Genomic DNA, 18117 nt, shown 5'->3' on the forward strand with positions numbered 1-18117 from the left:
CGGCCGCGTGCCATTTAAACCGCCTCACCGAAGGAATTCATCATGGTTGAACTGCATACGAACCACGGCGTGATCAAGCTCGAACTCGACGCCGCGAAGGCACCGAAGACGGTCGAGAACTTCCTGAACTACGTGAAGAAGGGCCACTACGACGGCACCGTGTTCCACCGCGTGATCAACGGCTTCATGATCCAGGGCGGCGGCTTCGAGCCGGGCCTGAAGCAAAAGCCGACCGACGCGCCGATCGACAACGAGGCCAACAACGGCCTGAAGAACGACGCCTACACGATCGCGATGGCGCGCACCAACGATCCGCACTCGGCAACCGCCCAGTTCTTCATCAACGTGAACGACAACGACTTCCTGAACCACTCGTCGCCGACGCCGCAGGGCTGGGGCTACGCGGTGTTCGGCAAGGTCGTCGAAGGCCAGGACGTGGTCGACAAGATCAAGGGCGTGAAGACCGGCAACGCAGGCTTCCACCAGGACGTGCCGACCGACGACGTCGTGATCGAGAAGGCTGTCGTCGTCTGACGCACGATCAGGAGGCACTTCGATGCTGCAGGAGAGTCCGCCGCGAAGCGTCTCCGCGGGCGTGCCGGGCGAGCGCGAATACGCGCAAGCCGCACGCCCGTTCCTGTTCCTGTCCGATCTGCATCTGAGCGACGCGATTCCGAACACGGTCGCCGCGTTCGAGCATTTCGTGAAATACACCGCCGACAGCGCCGACTCGGTGTTCATCCTCGGCGACCTGTTCGAATACTGGATCGGCGACGACATTCTCGACGACGACCCGTTCGCCGCGCGCATGGCCGCGCTGATGCATACGTTCTCGGAGCGCGGGATCGCGCTGTACGTGATGCACGGCAATCGCGATTTCCTGCTCGGCCGGCGCTTCATGAAGGCGGCCGGCGCGATGCTGCTGCCCGATCCTTCGCTGATCATGGCATTCGGCCAGCGCATCGTGCTCGCGCACGGCGATGCGCAGTGCACGGCCGACCGCGGCTATCAGCTGTTTCGCCGCTTCGCGCGCAATCGCGCCGCGCAATGGCTGTTCCTCGCGTGGCCGCTTCGCTGGCGCCGCGCGCTCGCGCAGCGCATGCGCACGAACAGCGAAGCGGGCCGGATGCGCCCCGTGTCGGCGATCTACGACGTCACGCGCGACGGTGTTGCCGCGCTGTTCCGGAAAAGCCGCGCGAAAGTGATGATTCACGGCCACACGCACCGCCCGGCGCGCCATCTCGAAGCCGACGGCGTGCGCTGGGTGCTGCCCGACTGGGATCTCGACCACGGCATGCCGCGCGGCGGCTACCTGCGCGTCGATGCGGAAGGCATCCACGCGATGCCGCTCGACTGATTCGACCGCTACCTGCCCGCGCTCGCCGGCAGGCACCGCGCCCCCTCACGACTGGCGCTCGACCGCCTTCCCTTCCAGCACCGCCGACAGGCGGCGCAGGTCGAGGCGCGCGGCATCCGCGCCCTGCAGCGTCTCCAGATGCGTGCCAAGCTGCTCCAGCGCCGCGACGATCTCGTCGACGCGGCGGCTTTCCTTCGCCGCATGATCGATCAGCCCGTGGATCGCGAGCGACATCGGGTCGTCGGCGTTCGGCGTGATCCCGTATGCGCTGAACGCCGCGCGCCCCGACTGCGGCTTCGGCTGCGCAGGCATCACGACGCGCGCCGGATTGCCGACCGCCGTACCGCCGGCCGGCACCGGCTTCACGACGACCGCGTTCGAACCGATCTTCGCGCCCGCACCGACCGTGAAACCGCCGAGTACCTTCGCGCCCGCGCCGACGATCACGCCGGCCTCGAGCGTCGGGTGACGCTTCGCGCCGCGCGTGAGCGAGGTGCCGCCGAGCGTCACGCCCTGATAGATCGTGCAGTCGTCGCCGACGATCGCCGTCTCGCCGATCACGACGCCCATTCCGTGATCGATGAACACGCGCCGGCCGATCGTCGCGCCGGGGTGGATCTCGATGCCGGTCAGGAACCGCCCGGCCTGCGACACGAAGCGCGCGAGCCAGTAGCGCTTCGCGCGCCAGCACGCATGCGCGAGCCGGTGCAGCAGGAGCGCATGCAGGCCCGGATAACAGGTCAGCACTTCCCAGGCACTGCGAGCGGCGGGATCTCGCTCGCGAATCGTCGCAACGTCTTCGCGCAGTCTCGTGAACATGGTCGGATAGGAAAAAAAAGCCGGCGGACGCCGCCGGCGATCGCCGGCCGTTATCGCACCGGGTAATTAGCATATGACGTCCGGCGATTGTAGGGCCTGTCGCGCGCGGCCGCTCGAGGCCGCGCGTTCACCCCGCCGACGGCGCGGGTATTCGCGGGACCGTACGGCGGGCAGGCTTTCGGGCTGCCTGATCAAGGAGAAGCGATGCAGCCCGGCGGCGGCCAGCGCGCCGAGCGGCGAAATCTCCGCGAAAAGACCGGCACGCCCGGAACCGCCCCGACCGGCCGTGCATTCCGCCGGTTCGACCGGGATGGCCCGCGCGTTCTCGCGACGATCGCCCCGCGCCTGCTGGAGCCCCGCCCGCGCGTTACGCGTCGCCGTCCGGCGTATGCGTCTTCAGCAGGACGTGCTTCGCGATGCCGCGCAGGATGTTGACCTCCTCGCGCTCCAGTCCCGTGCGCGCGAACAGGCGCCGCAAACGCGGCATCAGCTTCTTCGGATTGCGCGGGTCGAGAAAGTCGAGCGCGATCAGCGCATTCTCGAGATGCACGTACATCCGCTCGATCTCGTCGCTCTGCGCGAGCGTGCCGGCCTCACCCGCCGGCGGCTGCTGCGCGTCGCTGGCCTGCTGCTCGAGAAACGCGACGCGCAGTTCGTAGGCGAGCACCTGCACGGCCTGCGCAAGGTTCAACGAACTGTAGGCCGGGTTCGCCGGAATGTGGGCGAGTGCGCTGCACTGCTCGACATGCTCGTTCGCGAGACCCGTGCGCTCGTTGCCGAACACGAGCGCGATGTCGCCCGTGCCGACCTGGGCGCAGGCCTGCCCGGCGGCCGCGCGCGGCGCGAGGCGCGGCGGGCCGTATTCGCGCGCGCGGGCAGTCAGTGCGATCGACCAGTGAACGCCGGACAATGCTTCGCCGAGCGTCGGCACGACGTGCGCGGACGCGAGGACGTCGTCGGCGCCGCTTGCCATCGCGATCGCCTCGGGGTCGCTCTGCACGTGCGGCACGCGCGGCGCGACCAGCACCAGCCGCGAAAAGCCCATCGTCTTCAGTGCGCGCGCGGCGGCGCCGACGTTGCCGGGATGGCTCGGCTCGACGAGCACGAAGCGGGTTGACGTAAAGCCGCCCGAAGGCGACCGGGACGGCGCCGCGTCCGATACGGACGGCGCGGCGATGTTCTGCGGGGTTTCCACTACCATGCGACTCGATTCATCAGAATGGCCGTATGGTATCGCCATCGACGCGGCAAACCCACCCGGCCGGACGGCCAGTGGGGGTTTCCCCGCATTCCGGTTTCCTGAAACCGCCGAAAATCGGGTAAAATCATGCGCTTACGCGTCACACCCGATGTGGCGCGGGTCGTACCCCGCTCTTTGTCAATTCGCGTCTCATCTCGCCCGGCATGCTTGCGCCGTCCAGGGCGGGTTGTTCCACTTCGTGGCGGCCCATGCCGCCGGCTACAGGATCCAGGCTCATGCATCCCATGCTCAACATCGCTGTCAAGGCTGCGCGCCGCGCCGGACAGATCATCAATCGCGCGTCCCTCGATCTCGACCTGATCGAGATCCGCAGGAAGCAGCAGAACGACTTCGTCACCGAAGTGGACAAGGCCGCCGAAGACGCGATCATCGAGACGCTGAAGACCGCCTACCCCGACCACGCGATCCTCGCGGAGGAATCGGGCGAGTCCGAGAACGAATCCGAATTCCGCTGGATCATCGATCCGCTCGACGGCACGACCAACTTCATTCACGGCTTCCCGTACTACTGCGTGTCGATCGCGCTCGAGCACAAGGGTGTGATCACGCAGGCCGTCGTCTACGATCCGAACAAGAACGACCTGTTTACGGCCACCCGCGGCCGCGGCGCGTACCTGAACGACCGCCGCATCCGCGTCGGCCGCCGCGACCGCCTGTCCGACGCGCTGGTCGGCACCGGCTTCCCGTTCCGCGAAAAGGACGGCCTCGACGCCTATGCGCGCCTGTTCACCGAAATGACGCAGGCCTGCACGGGGCTGCGCCGCCCGGGCGCCGCGGCGCTCGACCTCGCGAACGTCGCGGCCGGCCGCCTCGATGCGTTCTTCGAGCAGGGCATCAACGTGTGGGACATGGCCGCGGGCAGCCTGCTGATCACCGAGGCCGGCGGCCTCGTCGGCAACTACACGGGTGACGCCGACTTCCTGCATCGTCATGAGATCGTCGCCGCGAACCCGAAGATCTACGCGCAGATGATTCCGATCCTGAACCGCTACAGCCGCATGCATCCGGCTGCGGAATAAGTTCCGGCCCGCAGTCGCGGGCAATGCGACGGCCCGTGTTCCGCTTCGTGCGGCACGGGCCGTCGGCGTTTTCGGGCGACGGACGCGAAACCGCCGCATCGAGGGACGCATACGCGCCGACCGATGCCCGGTTATCACGCATCGCGATCGCCGAAACCCGGCCGAACAGCCAACTTCGCGCTTGCCTGTCGAAGCCGCTGGTAAACTCGGGCATCCCAAGCAACATACCCGATGCCTGACCTATGACCACGTTGTCGCCCGAGGCCTTTGCAGCCCACACGCCCATGATGCAGCAGTACCTTCGCATCAAGGCGGATCATCCCGACACCCTCGTCTTCTACCGGATGGGCGATTTCTACGAGCTGTTCTTCGAGGACGCCGAGAAGGCCGCGCGCCTGCTCGACCTGACCCTCACGCAGCGCGGTGCATCGGCCGGCAATCCGATCAAGATGGCCGGCGTGCCGCACCATGCGGTCGAGCAATATCTGGCCAAGCTCGTGAAGATGGGCGAATCGGTCGCGATCTGCGAACAGATCGGCGATCCGGCGACGTCGAAGGGCCCCGTCGAGCGCAAGGTCGTGCGCGTCGTCACGCCCGGCACGCTCACCGATGCCGCGCTGCTGTCCGACAAGAACGACGTCTACCTGCTCGCGATGTGCACGGGCCACAACAAGCGCGGCGTCGCGGTCAACATCGGCCTCGCGTGGCTGAACCTCGCAAGCGGCGCGCTGCGGCTCGCCGAGATCGAACCCGACCAGCTCGGCGCGGCGCTCGAACGCATCCGGCCGGCCGAAATCCTGACCGCGGACGGCGCGACCGACGCGATGCCGGCCGGTGCGGGCACGGTCAAGCGCGTGCCGGCGTGGCACTTCGACATCGCGTCGGGCACCCAGCGCCTGTGCGACCAGCTCGACGTCGCGGGCCTCGACGGTTTCGGCGCGCATTCGCTGACGAGCGCCTGCGGCGCGGCCGGCGCGCTGCTGCTGTACGCGGCCGCCACGCAGGGACAGCAGTTGCGTCACGTGCGCAGCCTGAAGGTCGAGAACGAGACCGAGTACATCGGCCTCGATCCGGCGACGCGCCGCAACCTCGAGCTGACCGAGACGCTGCGCGGCACCGAATCGCCGACGCTCTACTCGCTGCTCGACACCTGCTGCACGACGATGGGCAGCCGCCTGCTGCGCCACTGGCTGCATCATCCGCCGCGCGCGTCGGTTGCCGCGCAGTCGCGCCAGCAGGCAATCGGCGCGCTGCTCGACGCACCGGCGAACGCGAGCCTCGACGCGCTGCGCAGCGCGCTGCGCCAGATCGCCGACGTCGAGCGCATCACCGGGCGGCTTGCGCTGCTGTCCGCGCGGCCGCGCGACCTGTCGAGCCTGCGCGACACGTTCGCGGCGCTGCCGGCGCTGCGCGAGCGCATCAGCCCGATCGTCGCGAATGCGGATGCGCTCGCCCGCATCGACGCGGCACTCGAGCCGCCCGCCGAATGCCTGGACCTGCTGACGAGCGCGATCGCGCCCGAGCCGGCCGCGATGGTGCGCGACGGCGGCGTGATCGCGCGCGGCTACGACGCCGAGCTCGACGAACTGCGCGACATCTCCGAGAACTGCGGGCAGTTCCTGATCGATCTCGAGGCGCGCGAGCGCGCCCGCACCGGTATCGCGAACCTGCGCGTCGAGTACAACAAGGTGCACGGCTTCTATATCGAGGTCACGCGCGGCCAGACCGACAAGGTGCCCGACGACTATCGCCGCCGCCAGACGCTGAAGAACGCCGAACGCTACATCACGCCCGAGCTCAAGACCTTCGAGGACAAGGCGCTGTCCGCGCAGGAACGCGCGCTGTCGCGCGAGCGCGCGCTGTACGACGGCGTGCTGCAGGCGCTGCTGCCGTTCATCCCGGAATGCCAGCGCGTCGCGTCGGCGCTCGCGGAGCTCGACCTGCTCGCCGCGTTTGCCGAACGCGCCCGCGCGCTCGACTGGGTCGCGCCCACCTTCACCGACGAAATCGGCATCGAGATCGAACAGGGCCGCCATCCGGTGGTCGAGGCGCAGGTCGAGCAGTTCATCGCGAACGACTGCCGGTTCGGCGCCGAACGCAAGCTGCTGCTGATCACCGGCCCGAACATGGGCGGTAAGTCGACGTTCATGCGGCAGACCGCGCTGATCGCGCTGATGGCCTATGTCGGCAGCTACGTGCCGGCGAAGTCGGCCTGCTTCGGGCCGATCGACCGGATCTTCACGCGCATCGGCGCAGCCGACGACCTCGCGGGCGGCCGCTCGACCTTCATGGTCGAGATGACCGAAGCGGCGGCGATCCTCAACGACGCGACGCCGCAAAGCCTCGTGCTGATGGACGAGATCGGCCGCGGCACGTCGACGTTCGACGGCCTCGCGCTCGCCTGGGCGATCGCCCGCCATCTGCTCGCCCACAACGGCTGCTATACGCTGTTCGCGACGCACTACTTCGAGCTCACGCAACTGCCGGCCGAATTCCCGCAGGCCGCCAACGTGCACCTGTCGGCCGTCGAGCACGGCCACGGCATCGTGTTTCTGCACGCCGTCAACGAAGGCCCGGCGAACCAGAGCTACGGCCTGCAGGTCGCGCAGCTCGCCGGCGTGCCGGCGCCCGTGATCCGCGCGGCGCGCAAGCACCTCGCGTATCTCGAACAGCAGTCGGCCACGCAGCATACGCCGCAGCTCGACCTGTTCAGCGCGCAGCCGGCGGCCGGGGACTTCGAATGCGCGGACGCGCCGACCGTGCCCGACACGCCTCACCCGGCGCTCGAAAAGCTGCGCGAAGTCGATCCCGACGACCTCAAGCCGCGCGAAGCGCTCGACCTGCTGTACGAGCTGCGCACGCTCGTCCGGTCGCACGATGCCGACGGGCACGCGTAAGCGCCCGATGTCGGGCCTGCCCGCCCGCGCGGCCGCCGCGTTCGTCGCGGCGGCCCTCGCGCTGTCGCAGGCCGGCGCGCTCGCGGCGCCCGCCGCGCGCGCCGCCGCGCCCTATTCGTTCGCGGTCGTCTCGGGCGTGATCAGCGTGCCCGCAGACGAGGCGGCCGCGCAGCGCATGCTCGAGGCGATCGCACGCGAGCGCAACCTCGCGTTCATCGTCTATGCGGGCAACCTGAAGGGTGCGAAGGAAGCATGCCGCGATTCGGTATACACGCAGCGCGGCGCGATCCTCGATGCCGCGCGCGTGCCGCTCGTGTTCATCCCGGGCCATGACGACTGGGTGACCTGCGGCACGCCGGCCGGCGGCGGCTACGATCCGGTCGAACGGCTCGACTTCCTGCGGCAGACCTTGTTCGCCGACTCCGCGCTGCCCGGCCCCGGCGCGCTGCAGATCACGCGCGAGAGCGAAGTCGCGCGCTTCCGGCCGTATCGCGAAAACGCACGCTGGATGCGCGACGACATCGTCTACGTCGCGCTCAACGCGCCCGCGCCGAACAATCATTTCCTGACGGCCGGCGGCCGCAACGGCGAATTCGAGGACCGCATCATCGCGAACGGCTTCTGGATCGACCATGCGGCCGAATACGCAAAGCGGCGCGATGCTCGCGCGATGGTGGTGGTTTTCGAGGGAGATCCGCAGTTCGATCGCTACGAGCGCGCGGAGCGCTTTGCGTGGCTGCGCTTCAACCGGCCGCGCGTACGCGACGGCTTTCGCGAACTCAAACGCACGCTGGTGAAGGCCGCGACGACGTTCCGCGGCCCGATACTCGTGATGCATGCGAGCAGCGAACCGCTGGCGAACGGTTTTCTGATCGACCGCCCGCTGCACGCGGATAACGGCGAACTGGTGGGAAATGTGACGCGCGTGGCGATCGGACCGCGCCAGCCGGCGAATCAGTGGGTGAAAGTGAGCGTGTCGCCGGCGCGGCAGACGCTCTTCAGCGTGAGCCTGCATGACGTGCCCCGGAACCTGCCGGTGCCGCCCGCGCTGCCGCAGATGCAGCACGACGACGTCCCGCTGCCGCAGATGCCGGAAATCCCGGCGTTGCCGGCGCTGCCCGACTCGTCGTCGGTCGCGCCGCCGCTGCAGGGCGACGGCACGATGCCGGGCGGCGCGCCGTGGCCGGCGCCGCCCGCGGCGTCGGGGCCGGCACCCGACCGGCCCGCGAGCTCAGTGCAGGGTGCGCCCTGACGGCGACTCGCCGTTCGCGCCGTCTTCCTCGTCGTCATCCTCGTCGACGATCTCCAGCCCTTCCGCGCCATGCGCGTGCTCGTGCTCGATCTCGTCTTCGGTCGCTTCGCGCACGTCCTGCACGGTCAGCGCGAAACGCAGCGCCATGCCCGCGAGCGGGTGGTTGCCGTCGAGCACGACCTTGTCTTCGGCGATGTCGGTGACCGTGTAGATCAGCGAGTCGACTTCCTCGTCGCCATCCTCCGGCGTGCCTTCGAACTGCATGCCCACTTCGATCGGCTCGGGAAAACGATCGCGCGGCTCGATCTTCACGAGTTCGGGATCGTAGTCGCCGAACGCGTCCTGCGGCTCGAGCTGAATCTGCGTCTGGTAGCCGGGCTCCTGGCCATCGAGCTGTTCCTCGATCTTGGGGAACGTGCCATCATAGCCGCCGTGCAGATAGACCATCGGCTCGTCGCTTTCCTCGATCAGGTTGCCTTGCGCATCCGACAGCTTGTAGGCGATCGAGACGACCGTGTTTTTTGCGATTTTCATCCAATTCTCCCAAATACAAGTCTCATTATACGATGCGCAACCGGTCTCAAGCCGAACCGCGGGACGCCGCTGCCGCCCCGTTCGGCGCGCTGCCTCCCGATCTTCCCACACCGCTGCTCGGCGGCCTCACGCCGGCGCAATTCATGCGCCGCTACTGGCAGAAAAAACCGCTGCTGATCCGCCAGGCGATGCCCGGCGTGAAGCCGCCCGTCACGCGCGACGCGCTGTTCGAGCTGGCAGCCGACTATGACGCCGAATCGCGACTGATCACCCATTTTCGTAACAAGTGGCAACTGGCGCACGGCCCGTTCGAGCCGGGCGCACTGCCCCCCGTCACGCGCCAGGCCTGGACGCTGCTCGTGCAGGGGCTCGACCTGCACGTCGACGCAGCGCGCGCGCTGCTCGACCGCTTCCGCTTCATCCCCGATGCGCGCCTCGACGACCTGATGATCTCGTACGCGACCGACGGCGGTGGCGTCGGTCCGCACTTCGATTCGTATGATGTATTCCTGCTGCAGGTCGAAGGGCGCCGCCGCTGGCGCATCGGCGCGCAACAGGACCTGTCGCTGCAGCCGGACGTGCCGCTGAAGATCCTCGAGCATTTCGAGCCGAGCGAAGAGTGGCTGCTGGAGCCCGGCGACATGCTGTACCTGCCGCCGCACATCGCGCACGACGGCGTGGCCGAAGGCGAATGCATGACGTGCTCGATCGGCTTTCGCGCGCCGTCCGCGGGCGAGCTGGGCGCGCAGTTCCTCTACTACCTCGCGGAGCGCGGCGGCCTGCGCGACAGCCTCGGCGACGACCTCTACCGCGACCCGAAACAGCCGGCGGTCGACACGCCGGCGCAGCTGCCGCCGGCCATGGTCGAGCGCGTGGCCGAGATCGTCGATGCGATCCGCTGGCGCAAGCGCGACATCGCCGAATTCCTCGGCTGCTATCTGAGCGAACCGAAGCCGAACGTCGTGTTCGAGCCGCCCGCGCGGCCGCTGAACGAAGCCGCATTTGTCGCGCAAGCGTCGCGCCGCGGCGTGCGTCTCGACAGACGCGCCGCATTGTTGTATAACGCGCGCTCGTACTTCATCAATGGCGAGGAAGGGCCGCTCGAGCAAGCCGACGAATGGCTTCCCGAATTGGCAAATCAGCGCCAGATGGAGGCGAAACGGTTTGTAACACTCTGCCGGGTTCCCTCAATGACAGCCTTGCTGCACGAATGGTATCGTGCGGGCTGGATACGGGTCGGAAGCCGGAATTAGGGTGAGCCGACCTGTACGCTCATGCAAATCAATTTTGTATGGGAAAGACAACGTATTGACCCCGCATTTGTCGACGGTCGATAGGAAAGTGCATATAATTTCCGCCCAAGCCGTAGGGAAGATTCACGCTCTAGAAGTGCGTCTCCACCAGCGGCCCAGGTCGGTGTTGGAGCACATTACCGGTATTGTTTCGCGCTGTTGCTTACCTTTAACCATAAAAGGACGTGATCATGAAGAAATCCCTCCTCGTAGCTTCCCTGTTGGCTGCTGTTGCTCTGGCTGCTTGCAACAAGAGCGCAGACCAAAGCGCATCGTCGGCTGCTAGCGACGCATCGGCTGCCGCTTCGTCGGCTGCTTCGGCAGTTGCTGGTGCTGCGAGCGACGCGTCGGCTGCTGCTTCGTCGGCATCCGCTGCTGCGAGCGATGCAGCTGCTGCTGTGGCGTCGGCTGCTTCGGCTGCGACGGCTGCTCCGGCTTCGGGCGCAAGCCAGTAAGCCTCAGCATCAGCTGAAAAAAAACCGGCCCATGGGCCGGTTTTTTTACGTCTGCCGTCTGGCGGTGCCGGGCAGCGCGTCCGCGCCGGCCCGACCGCCGCCATCGCGGCCCTGCCCCACCCCGGCCCGCTCAGTCGAGCATCAGCCAGTCGAAGCCCGTGTCCTGCGTGGCGACGATCACGTCCTCCCCGTCCGTCCCCAGCACGCCGGCAAACGCCTGGCGCGCCAGATCCGGCAGGTTGTTCTGCTGGCTCAGGTGCGCGGCTACCAGATGCCGCAGCCGGCTGCGTTCGAGCGAGGCGAGGATGCCGGCCGCCGCGTCGTTGCTCAGGTGGCCGTGACTGCCGCCGATACGCGCCTTCAGCGACTGCGGATAGCGGCTCCCGGCGAGCATCGCGGTGTCGTGGTTCGATTCGAGCACCAGCGCGTCGCAGCCGCTCAGCACGGTCGTGATGTGCGGCGTGGCCATCCCGACGTCGGTCAGCACGCCGAGGCGGCGGCAACCGTCCATAAAGACGAACTGGAGCGGCTCCCGCGCGTCGTGCGGGACCGTATAGGGCATCACGGCCAGATCGCCGATCGCGGCCGTCTCGTCGCCCCACAGCACGTGGAGATCGACCTCGGCGTCGTCCGCGCCCACCGCGCGCGCAGTGCCCCAGCTCATGTAGAGCGGCAGCGACGCGCGACGCGCGAGCGTCAGCGCACTGCCGACGTGGTCGCTGTGTTCATGCGTGATCAGGATCGCATCGAGATCGCCGATGCAGAGATTCAGGCGGCCGAGCCGGCGCTCGACCTCCTTTGCGGAAAAGCCGCAATCGAGCAGCACGCGCGTGGTGGTCGTGCCGCTCGTGGCCTCGACGACCAGCGCGTTGCCCTCGCTGCCGCTTCCGAGGCTGGCGAATCGCACGCGCTCAGTTCAGCTGCGCGTGGAGCAGCGAAATGATCCGCTGCGCATCCGACGAGTTGTCGACCTGGCCGTTCGCGTCGACCACCGCGACCTGCGTGCCGCCATTGCTCTGCGCACGCACGTTGACCAGGAACTCCTTGCCGGGCTTGGCGGCCGACGGGCCGCCGTAGAACAGCTTGCCGAACAGGCCGTCGCGCTTGAGCTCTTCCATCGAGTTCGCATAGCGCACCGTGTACACGCCCTTCTCGCGGTCGCGATTGTCGACCGTGAAGTTGGTGCGATCGAGTGCGAGGCCGACGCGCAGCCATGCGCGGTCGAACGACTCGGACAGCTGCAGCGTCGCCGCGCCGCTGCTCGTGTCGGTCACCTGCGCCGGTGCGGTCGACGAGCGCGCATTGGTCAGCAGCTGCTTCGCCTGCGCCTCGGTCAGGCCGAATTTCTGCATCAGCTTGGTCAGGAACACCGCCTCGAGCACCGGGTTGCGCGGACGCTCTTCCCAGCGCGACGACGTGCCGCCCTGCGGGCCGACCATCATTTCCTCCATCGCGCTGTGCGTGATCGAGATGTCGGTGTTGCCGTCCGGCGTGCGGTTCACGAGCGTGCGGAACCGGTCGCGGGTGCCCGACGAATACGCAAAATCGATGACCTTGCCGATCGTGCGGCGGAACCAGTCGTCGGGGATGTTCGCGCGGTTCTCGGCCCAGTCGGTGGTCATGATGCCGGTCGACGGCGCGTCGGTCTTCAGCGAGAAGCCGTTTTCCTGCCAGAACTCCTTCAGGATCGGCCACAGCTGCTCAGGCGTACGGCCGTCGACGACGAGCCAGCGGCGATCGCCGTCGCGCTCGATGTGCATGCCGTACGGATCCTGCGCATTCGGGATGCCGTCCGTCGCATTGCCGGCCGCCGTCTTCGCCCGCGGCGGCAGCGTGCCGAGCCCGGCGTTGGTCGGCGGCGCGACGAACTGCTGCGTCGTCGGTACCGGCTTCAGATCGCTCGGCACGGCGAGCGGGGGCGCCGAGCCCGTGTTCTTGTAGTTGACCCGGTCGGGGGCGAGGTAGTCGTTCAGCGTATCGCAGCCGGCGAGCGCGCCCAGCGCCAGCGCCATCACCGACATCTGGATGGCGCGAGAGGAAAAGGCGAAACGTTTCATGAAATCCTTCGTCTTGCTTGAACGCTCGTCAGGAGCGGCGCCGGACGGAGCCGGCCGGTGCGGGTTGATCAGGGGTCGAGGGCGGCCGCAGGGCGCGGCCGCCGGGACATCAGGCGAGCACGCCCGCCTCGACGAGTGCCGAACGCACGGCATCGTGGCAGCGCTCGTCGAGCGCCGTCAGCGGCAGGCGGATACCGCCCTGCATCTTGCCCATCGCCTGCAGCGCCCACTTCACCGGGATCGGGTTCGCCTCGATGAACAGGTTCTTGTGCAGCGACAGCAGCTTCATGTGCAGTTCGCGCGCCGTCTTCACGTCGCCGGCCAGCGCGGCGCGGCACAGCGCGCTCATCGCACGCGGCGCGACGTTCGCCGTCACCGAGATGTTGCCGTGGCCGCCGAGCAGCATCAGCGCGATCGCGGTCGGATCGTCGCCGCTGTAGATCGCGAAATGCGCGGGCGCGGCCTTGATCAGGTGGGCGGCGCGATCGATGTTGCCCGTCGCTTCCTTCACGCCGATGATGCCCGGCACCTGCGCGAGGCGCAGCATCGTCTCGTTCGCCATGTCGGCGACCGTGCGGCCCGGCACGTTGTACAGGATCACCGGCAGGTCGACCGCTTCGGCGATCGTCTTGAAGTGGCGGTACATGCCTTCCTGCGTCGGCTTGTTGTAGTACGGCACGACCTGCAGCGTCGCGTCCGCGCCGACGGCCTTCGCGTGCTTGGTCAGCTCGATCGCCTCGGCGGTCGAGTTGCCGCCCGCGCCCGCGATGATCGGGATGCGTTTGGCCGCGTGCTCGACGGCCGTGCGGATCATCAGGATGTGCTCTTCGACGTTGAGCGTCGCCGACTCGCCGCTCGTGCCGACCACGACCAGCGCGTCGGTGCCTTCCTCGATGTGCCAGTCGATCAGTTTGCGAAACGCCGGCAGGTCGAGACTGCCGTCTTCGAGCATCGGGGTGACGATCGCGGGGATGCTGCCGCGGATTTGAATGCCGTCTTGGGTGCCGTTAGCCATGAAACGCGATTGAGTATGTACCGGTAAACATTGAGATTGTAGCGGATTAGCCGGGCAGTTCGTAACGTGGAATTCCCGCCCCCGCCTTCGGGGTCGCGCCCTCGCGTACTGCACAGAGGCGCTGGACGAACGCGGCGCGCGGCGCGGCGACGCATCCGTCCTCGTACGCGACCACCCTGAGATGGCCCCGCACCGCGTCCAGCAGCTCGCCCGCGGCGAGCAGGAACGCAGGATTGGACGGCTTGCCGACCGTTTCGTTTCCTTGCGCGAACGTTTCGTAGATCAGCACGCCGCCCGGCGCCACCGCATCGAGCAGATGAGGCCAGAGCGGGCGATGCAAATAATGCGTAACGATCACCGCCGCGAACTGCGTGCCGGCCGCCAGCGGCCACGGCGCGCCTTCGAGGTCGGCGTCGCGGGCGTCGACGCCGGGAATCGCGCGCAACGCGGCCAGCGCCGCCGGGTCGCGATCGAGCGCAAGCACCGGATGGCCCCGCGACGCGAACCAGCGCGCATGGCGGCCGCCGCCCGCGGCGACGTCGAGCACCGCGCCGCCCGCCGCGACGAGATGCGACCAGCGGGCGACCCAGCGCGACGCTTCGGTCTGCGCAAGATGGCCGCCCGCGGCGGCGCTGACGGTTCCGTGCATGGCGATCAGGTGTACGACAGGCCCATCGCGTCGCGCACGTCGCGCATCGTTTCGGTCGCGTGCTTGCGTGCCTTGTCGCAACCGTCCGCGACGATCGCGCGCAGCAGCGACGGATCGTCCATGTACTTCTGCGCGCGCTCGAGCATCGGCTGCTGCTCGCGCAGGATGCCTTCGACGACCGGCTGCTTGCAGTCGAGGCAGCCGATGCCCGCCGAGCGGCAGCCCTTCTGCACCCAGTCGTGGGTCGCCTCGTCCGTATAGACCTGGTGCAGCTGCCACACCGGGCACTTGTCGGGATCGCCCGGATCGGTGCGGCGCACCCGTGCGGGATCGGTCGGCATCGTGCGGACCTTCTTCGTGATCGTCTCCGCGTCTTCGCGCAGGCCGATCGTGTTGCCGTACGACTTCGACATCTTCTGCCCGTCGAGGCCCGGCATCCGAGACGCCTCGGTCAGCAGCGCCTGCGGCTCGACCAGGATGATCTTGCGCGCGCCTTCGAGATAGCCGAACAGGCGCTCGCGGTCGCTCATCGACAGGCTCTGCGACTCCTGCAGCATCGCCCGCGCCTGTTCGAGCGCCTCGTCGTCGCCCTCCTGCTGGTACGCGTTGCGCAGTTCGTGATAGAGCTTCGCGCGCTTGCCGCCGAGCTTCTTCGCGGCTTCCAGCGCCTTCTCCTCGAAGCCCGGTTCACGGCCGTACAGGTAGTTGAAGCGGCGCGCGATCTCGCGCGTCATCTCGACGTGGGGCACCTGGTCCTCGCCGACCGGCACGAGCGAGCCGCGGTACAGCAGGATGTCGGCCGCCATCAGCACCGGGTAGCCGAGAAAGCCGTAGGTCGACAGGTCCTTGTCCTTCAGCTTCTCGATCTGCTCCTTGTAGGTCGGCACGCGCTCGAGCCAGCCGAGCGGCGTGCTCATGCCGAGCAGCAGCGCCAGTTCCGCATGCTCGGGCACCTTGCTCTGGATGAACAGCGTCGCCTGCGCCGGGTCGATGCCGGACGCGAGCCAGTCGATCAGCACGTCCCACACGTTCTTCTCGATGACCTCGGGCGTCTCGTAGTGCGTCGTCAGCGCATGCCAGTCGACCACGCAGAAGAAGCACGGGTACTCGGACTGCAGCTTCACCCAGTTTTTCAGCACGCCGTGGTAATGGCCGAGGTGCAGCGACCCGGTGGGTCGCATGCCGGAGAAAATACGATCTGGGAACATGATTGTCGTTAGAAAAGCGAGGCGAAAGGAGTCAGGATGGCGCTGACGACGTCGTAACCGATGTTGACGAGCGGACGCAGCCAGAATTTCGTCAGCACGCCCGTCATGACCAGCACGAGGACGATGATGAAGCCGTACGGCTCGATGCGCGACAGCGCGATCGATTGCTTCGGCGGCAGCAGCGCCGCGAGCACGCGGCCGCCGTCGAGCGGCGGCAGCGGAAACAGGTTCAGCACGCCGAGCACGAGGTTGACGCTGACGCCGGCGACCGCCATCCGCGTGAAGAACGGCTCGTCGACGCCCGCGGCGGCAAGCACGATGCTCAGCACGCCCCACACCAGCGCCTGCACGAAGTTGCAGCCCGGGCCGGCGAGCGACACCCACAGGCTGCCCCAGCGCGGATTGCGCAGGTTGCGGAACGCGACCGGCACCGGCTTCGCATAGCCGAACAGGAACGCGCCGCCGGTCAGGAAATACATTGCGAGCGGGATCGCGATCGTGCCCAGGGGATCGATGTGGCGCATCGGATTGAACGACACGCGCCCCATCATGTAGGCGGTGTTGTCGCCGAGCAGGCGGGCGGCGTAGCCGTGGGCGGCCTCGTGCAGCGTGATCGCGAAGATCACCGGCAGCGCGTAGACGGCGATGGTCTGTATCAGGGAAGCATCCATATCGCGTTATTGTAACAAGCGCGCTCGCGCAAAAATGAACGGCACGCTCATGCAGCGGCAAGCCCGAACGGTTCGAGCGCGCCGCGCCCCGCGCGGACGAGTTGCGGCTCGTCGCCGGTCAGGTCGATCACCGTCGACGGCTCGCGCGGGCAGGCGCCGCCGTCGATCACGAGGTCGACCTGCTTTTCGAGCCGCGCGCGAATTTCCTCCGGATCGTTGAGCGGCTCGTCGTCGGGCGGCAGGATCAGCGTCGTGCCGAGCAGCGGCTGGCCGAGCGCTTCCAGCAGCGCGAGCGTGATCGCGTGGTCCGGCACGCGCAGGCCGATCGTCTTGCGCGATGGATGCGACAGCCGGCGCGGCACTTCCTTGGTCGCCTGCAGGATGAACACGTACGGGCCCGGCGTCACCGACTTGATCAGCCGGTACTGGCGATTGTCCACCATCGCGAAGTTCGCGAGTTCCGACAGGTCGCGCACCAGCAGCGACAGGTGCTGCTTCTCGTCGAGGCCGCGAATGCGGCGTACGCGCTCGACCGCGTCCTTGTCGTCGAGGTGGCAGGCGAGCGCGTAGCTCGAGTCGGTCGGCATCGCGATCACGCCGCCCTTGTTGACGATCTCCACGGCCTGCTTGATCAGGCGCGGCTGCGGATCGTCCGGATGAATCCTGAAGAACTGGGACATGGGGACAGATAAAGGAGGAAGGATCGAATGGGCGTGCCGGCGCTCACGCGGGCGGCGGACCGCCGCGCAGCGTCAGAGCCAGCGCTCCCAGACCGGTTTCAGGCCCGACGGCAGCGGCGGCAGGCTGCCGAGCTCGACGCGGCCCTCGCCGGGCGCGTGGAAGTCCGAGCCGCGCGACGCCTCGAAACCGAAGCGGCGCGCGACGTCCGCGTATTCGCGGTACTGGTCCGGCGTGTGGCTGCCCGTCACGACCTCGATCGCGCGGCCGCCGAGATCGATGAACTCGCCGAAGAACGCGTCGAATTCGACCGGCGTATAGCGGTAGCGGCCCGGATGCGCGACCACGGCCTCGCCGCCCGCGCCGCGAATCCATTGCACGGCGTCGGACAGCGTCGCCCAGCGGTGCGGGACGAAGCCGGGCTTGCCGTCGCCGAGCAGGCGATCGAACACGTCGGTGGTCGATTCCGCATAGCCGTTCTCGACCAGGAAGCGTGCGAAGTGCGTGCGCGAGATCAGGTCCGGATTCGACACGTACTTCAGCGCGCCTTCGTACGCGCCGGCAATGCCGAGCGTCGCAAGCTGCGCGCCGATCGCCTGCGCGCGCGCCGCGCGGCCGTGGCGCGTGCGATACAGGCCGTCGACGAGCACCGGGTTCGCCGGATCGATGTTCAGGCCGACGATGTGCACGGTGCGCGACGCCCACGTGACCGAAATCTCGACGCCGCTCAGGTAGCGCATGCCGAGTGCTTCCGCTTCCGCGCGCGCGGCTGCCTGGCCGCCGACCTCGTCGTGGTCGGTCAGCGCCCAGAGGGTCACGCCGCCGGCCTGGGCGCGGCGCGCGACGTCGGCGGGCGACAGCAGTCCGTCGGAAACATTCGAATGGCAGTGGAGATCGGCGTTCATTGTCGGCATGGCAGGTGAAGCTTCATTCTACTGCAATGCGGCAATCGC

Annotated in this window: 18 protein-coding genes; 6 read left to right on the forward strand and 12 right to left on the reverse strand. The window is 67.9% G+C overall.

Going from position 1 to position 18117, the window contains the following annotated elements:
* Positions 1 to 42: 42 nt before the first annotated feature.
* Positions 43 to 534, forward strand: a complete 492-nt coding sequence (locus WS57_RS29070; RefSeq protein ID WP_009689446.1) for a peptidylprolyl isomerase — start codon at positions 43 to 45, stop codon at positions 532 to 534.
* Between the two features lie 22 nt (positions 535 to 556).
* The gene (locus WS57_RS29075) at positions 557 to 1357 is read left to right on the forward strand and encodes a UDP-2,3-diacylglucosamine diphosphatase (protein ID WP_009689447.1); all 801 of its coding nucleotides are present in this window, start codon (positions 557 to 559) and stop codon (positions 1355 to 1357) included.
* Positions 1358 to 1402: 45 nt separating this feature from the next.
* Here WS57_RS29075 and cysE read toward each other — a convergent pair whose 3' ends face one another.
* Complete coding sequence (cysE, locus tag WS57_RS29080; RefSeq protein ID WP_009689448.1) at positions 1403 to 2176, reverse strand: serine O-acetyltransferase; 774 nt, start codon at positions 2174 to 2176, stop codon at positions 1403 to 1405.
* 367 nt (positions 2177 to 2543) lie between these two features.
* On the reverse strand, positions 2544 to 3416 hold the full coding sequence (locus WS57_RS29085) for an RNA methyltransferase (protein WP_009689449.1): 873 nt from the start codon (positions 3414 to 3416) through the stop codon (positions 2544 to 2546).
* A gap of 236 nt (positions 3417 to 3652) precedes the next feature.
* Here WS57_RS29085 and WS57_RS29090 point away from each other — a divergent pair, with 236 nt between their 5' ends.
* From WS57_RS29090 to WS57_RS29100, 3 genes are all read left to right on the forward strand, one after another.
* Positions 3653 to 4456, forward strand: a complete 804-nt coding sequence (locus WS57_RS29090) for an inositol monophosphatase family protein (protein ID WP_060245258.1) — start codon at positions 3653 to 3655, stop codon at positions 4454 to 4456.
* 242 nt (positions 4457 to 4698) lie between these two features.
* Positions 4699 to 7353 (forward strand): DNA mismatch repair protein MutS, encoded by a 2655-nt coding sequence (mutS, locus tag WS57_RS29095; RefSeq protein ID WP_059481270.1) that lies wholly within the window; start codon positions 4699 to 4701, stop codon positions 7351 to 7353.
* On the forward strand, positions 7334 to 8605 hold the full coding sequence (locus tag WS57_RS29100; RefSeq protein ID WP_059518830.1) for a hypothetical protein: 1272 nt from the start codon (positions 7334 to 7336) through the stop codon (positions 8603 to 8605). Before mutS ends, WS57_RS29100 begins: the two co-directional genes overlap by 20 nt.
* On the opposite strand, the gene WS57_RS29105 is transcribed toward WS57_RS29100, so the two are convergent.
* Positions 8585 to 9139, reverse strand: a complete 555-nt coding sequence (locus WS57_RS29105) for an FKBP-type peptidyl-prolyl cis-trans isomerase (protein WP_009691195.1) — start codon at positions 9137 to 9139, stop codon at positions 8585 to 8587. The genes WS57_RS29100 and WS57_RS29105 overlap by 21 nt on opposite strands.
* 32 nt (positions 9140 to 9171) lie before the next feature.
* Here WS57_RS29105 and WS57_RS29110 point away from each other — a divergent pair, with 32 nt between their 5' ends.
* The gene (locus tag WS57_RS29110) at positions 9172 to 10392 is read left to right on the forward strand and encodes a cupin domain-containing protein (protein WP_009691194.1); all 1221 of its coding nucleotides are present in this window, start codon (positions 9172 to 9174) and stop codon (positions 10390 to 10392) included.
* 321 nt (positions 10393 to 10713) lie between these two features.
* On the opposite strand, the gene WS57_RS37730 is transcribed toward WS57_RS29110, so the two are convergent.
* The 9 genes from WS57_RS37730 to WS57_RS29150 all read right to left on the reverse strand — a co-directional run bounded on the left by WS57_RS37730 (position 10714) and on the right by WS57_RS29150 (position 18069).
* Positions 10714 to 10896: a hypothetical protein gene (locus WS57_RS37730; protein WP_162482999.1), complete on the reverse strand. Its 183-nt coding sequence runs from the start codon at positions 10894 to 10896 to the stop codon at positions 10714 to 10716.
* A 120-nt stretch (positions 10897 to 11016) separates the two neighbouring features.
* Complete coding sequence (locus WS57_RS29115; RefSeq protein ID WP_069245189.1) at positions 11017 to 11793, reverse strand: MBL fold metallo-hydrolase; 777 nt, start codon at positions 11791 to 11793, stop codon at positions 11017 to 11019.
* Positions 11794 to 11797: 4 nt separating this feature from the next.
* On the reverse strand, positions 11798 to 12943 hold the full coding sequence (bamC, locus tag WS57_RS29120) for an outer membrane protein assembly factor BamC (protein ID WP_069245190.1): 1146 nt from the start codon (positions 12941 to 12943) through the stop codon (positions 11798 to 11800).
* Between the two features lie 109 nt (positions 12944 to 13052).
* Complete coding sequence (gene dapA, locus WS57_RS29125) at positions 13053 to 13958, reverse strand: 4-hydroxy-tetrahydrodipicolinate synthase (protein ID WP_009691189.1); 906 nt, start codon at positions 13956 to 13958, stop codon at positions 13053 to 13055.
* Between the two features lie 46 nt (positions 13959 to 14004).
* Positions 14005 to 14607: a class I SAM-dependent methyltransferase gene (locus WS57_RS29130; protein ID WP_069245191.1), complete on the reverse strand. Its 603-nt coding sequence runs from the start codon at positions 14605 to 14607 to the stop codon at positions 14005 to 14007.
* Between the two features lie 5 nt (positions 14608 to 14612).
* Positions 14613 to 15815 (reverse strand): tryptophan--tRNA ligase, encoded by a 1203-nt coding sequence (locus WS57_RS29135; RefSeq protein ID WP_040127748.1) that lies wholly within the window; start codon positions 15813 to 15815, stop codon positions 14613 to 14615.
* A gap of 8 nt (positions 15816 to 15823) precedes the next feature.
* The gene (locus WS57_RS29140; RefSeq protein ID WP_009695047.1) at positions 15824 to 16486 is read right to left on the reverse strand and encodes a site-2 protease family protein; all 663 of its coding nucleotides are present in this window, start codon (positions 16484 to 16486) and stop codon (positions 15824 to 15826) included.
* A gap of 47 nt (positions 16487 to 16533) precedes the next feature.
* On the reverse strand, positions 16534 to 17166 hold the full coding sequence (locus WS57_RS29145; protein ID WP_009695048.1) for an L-threonylcarbamoyladenylate synthase: 633 nt from the start codon (positions 17164 to 17166) through the stop codon (positions 16534 to 16536).
* Between the two features lie 72 nt (positions 17167 to 17238).
* Positions 17239 to 18069, reverse strand: coding sequence for a 3',5'-nucleoside bisphosphate phosphatase (locus WS57_RS29150; protein ID WP_069245192.1), 831 nt, complete (start codon positions 18067 to 18069; stop codon positions 17239 to 17241).
* Positions 18070 to 18117: the final 48 nt, after the last annotated feature.

This window comes from Burkholderia pseudomultivorans (genome assembly GCF_001718415.1).
Taxonomy (GTDB): Bacteria; Pseudomonadota; Gammaproteobacteria; order Burkholderiales; family Burkholderiaceae; genus Burkholderia; species Burkholderia pseudomultivorans_A.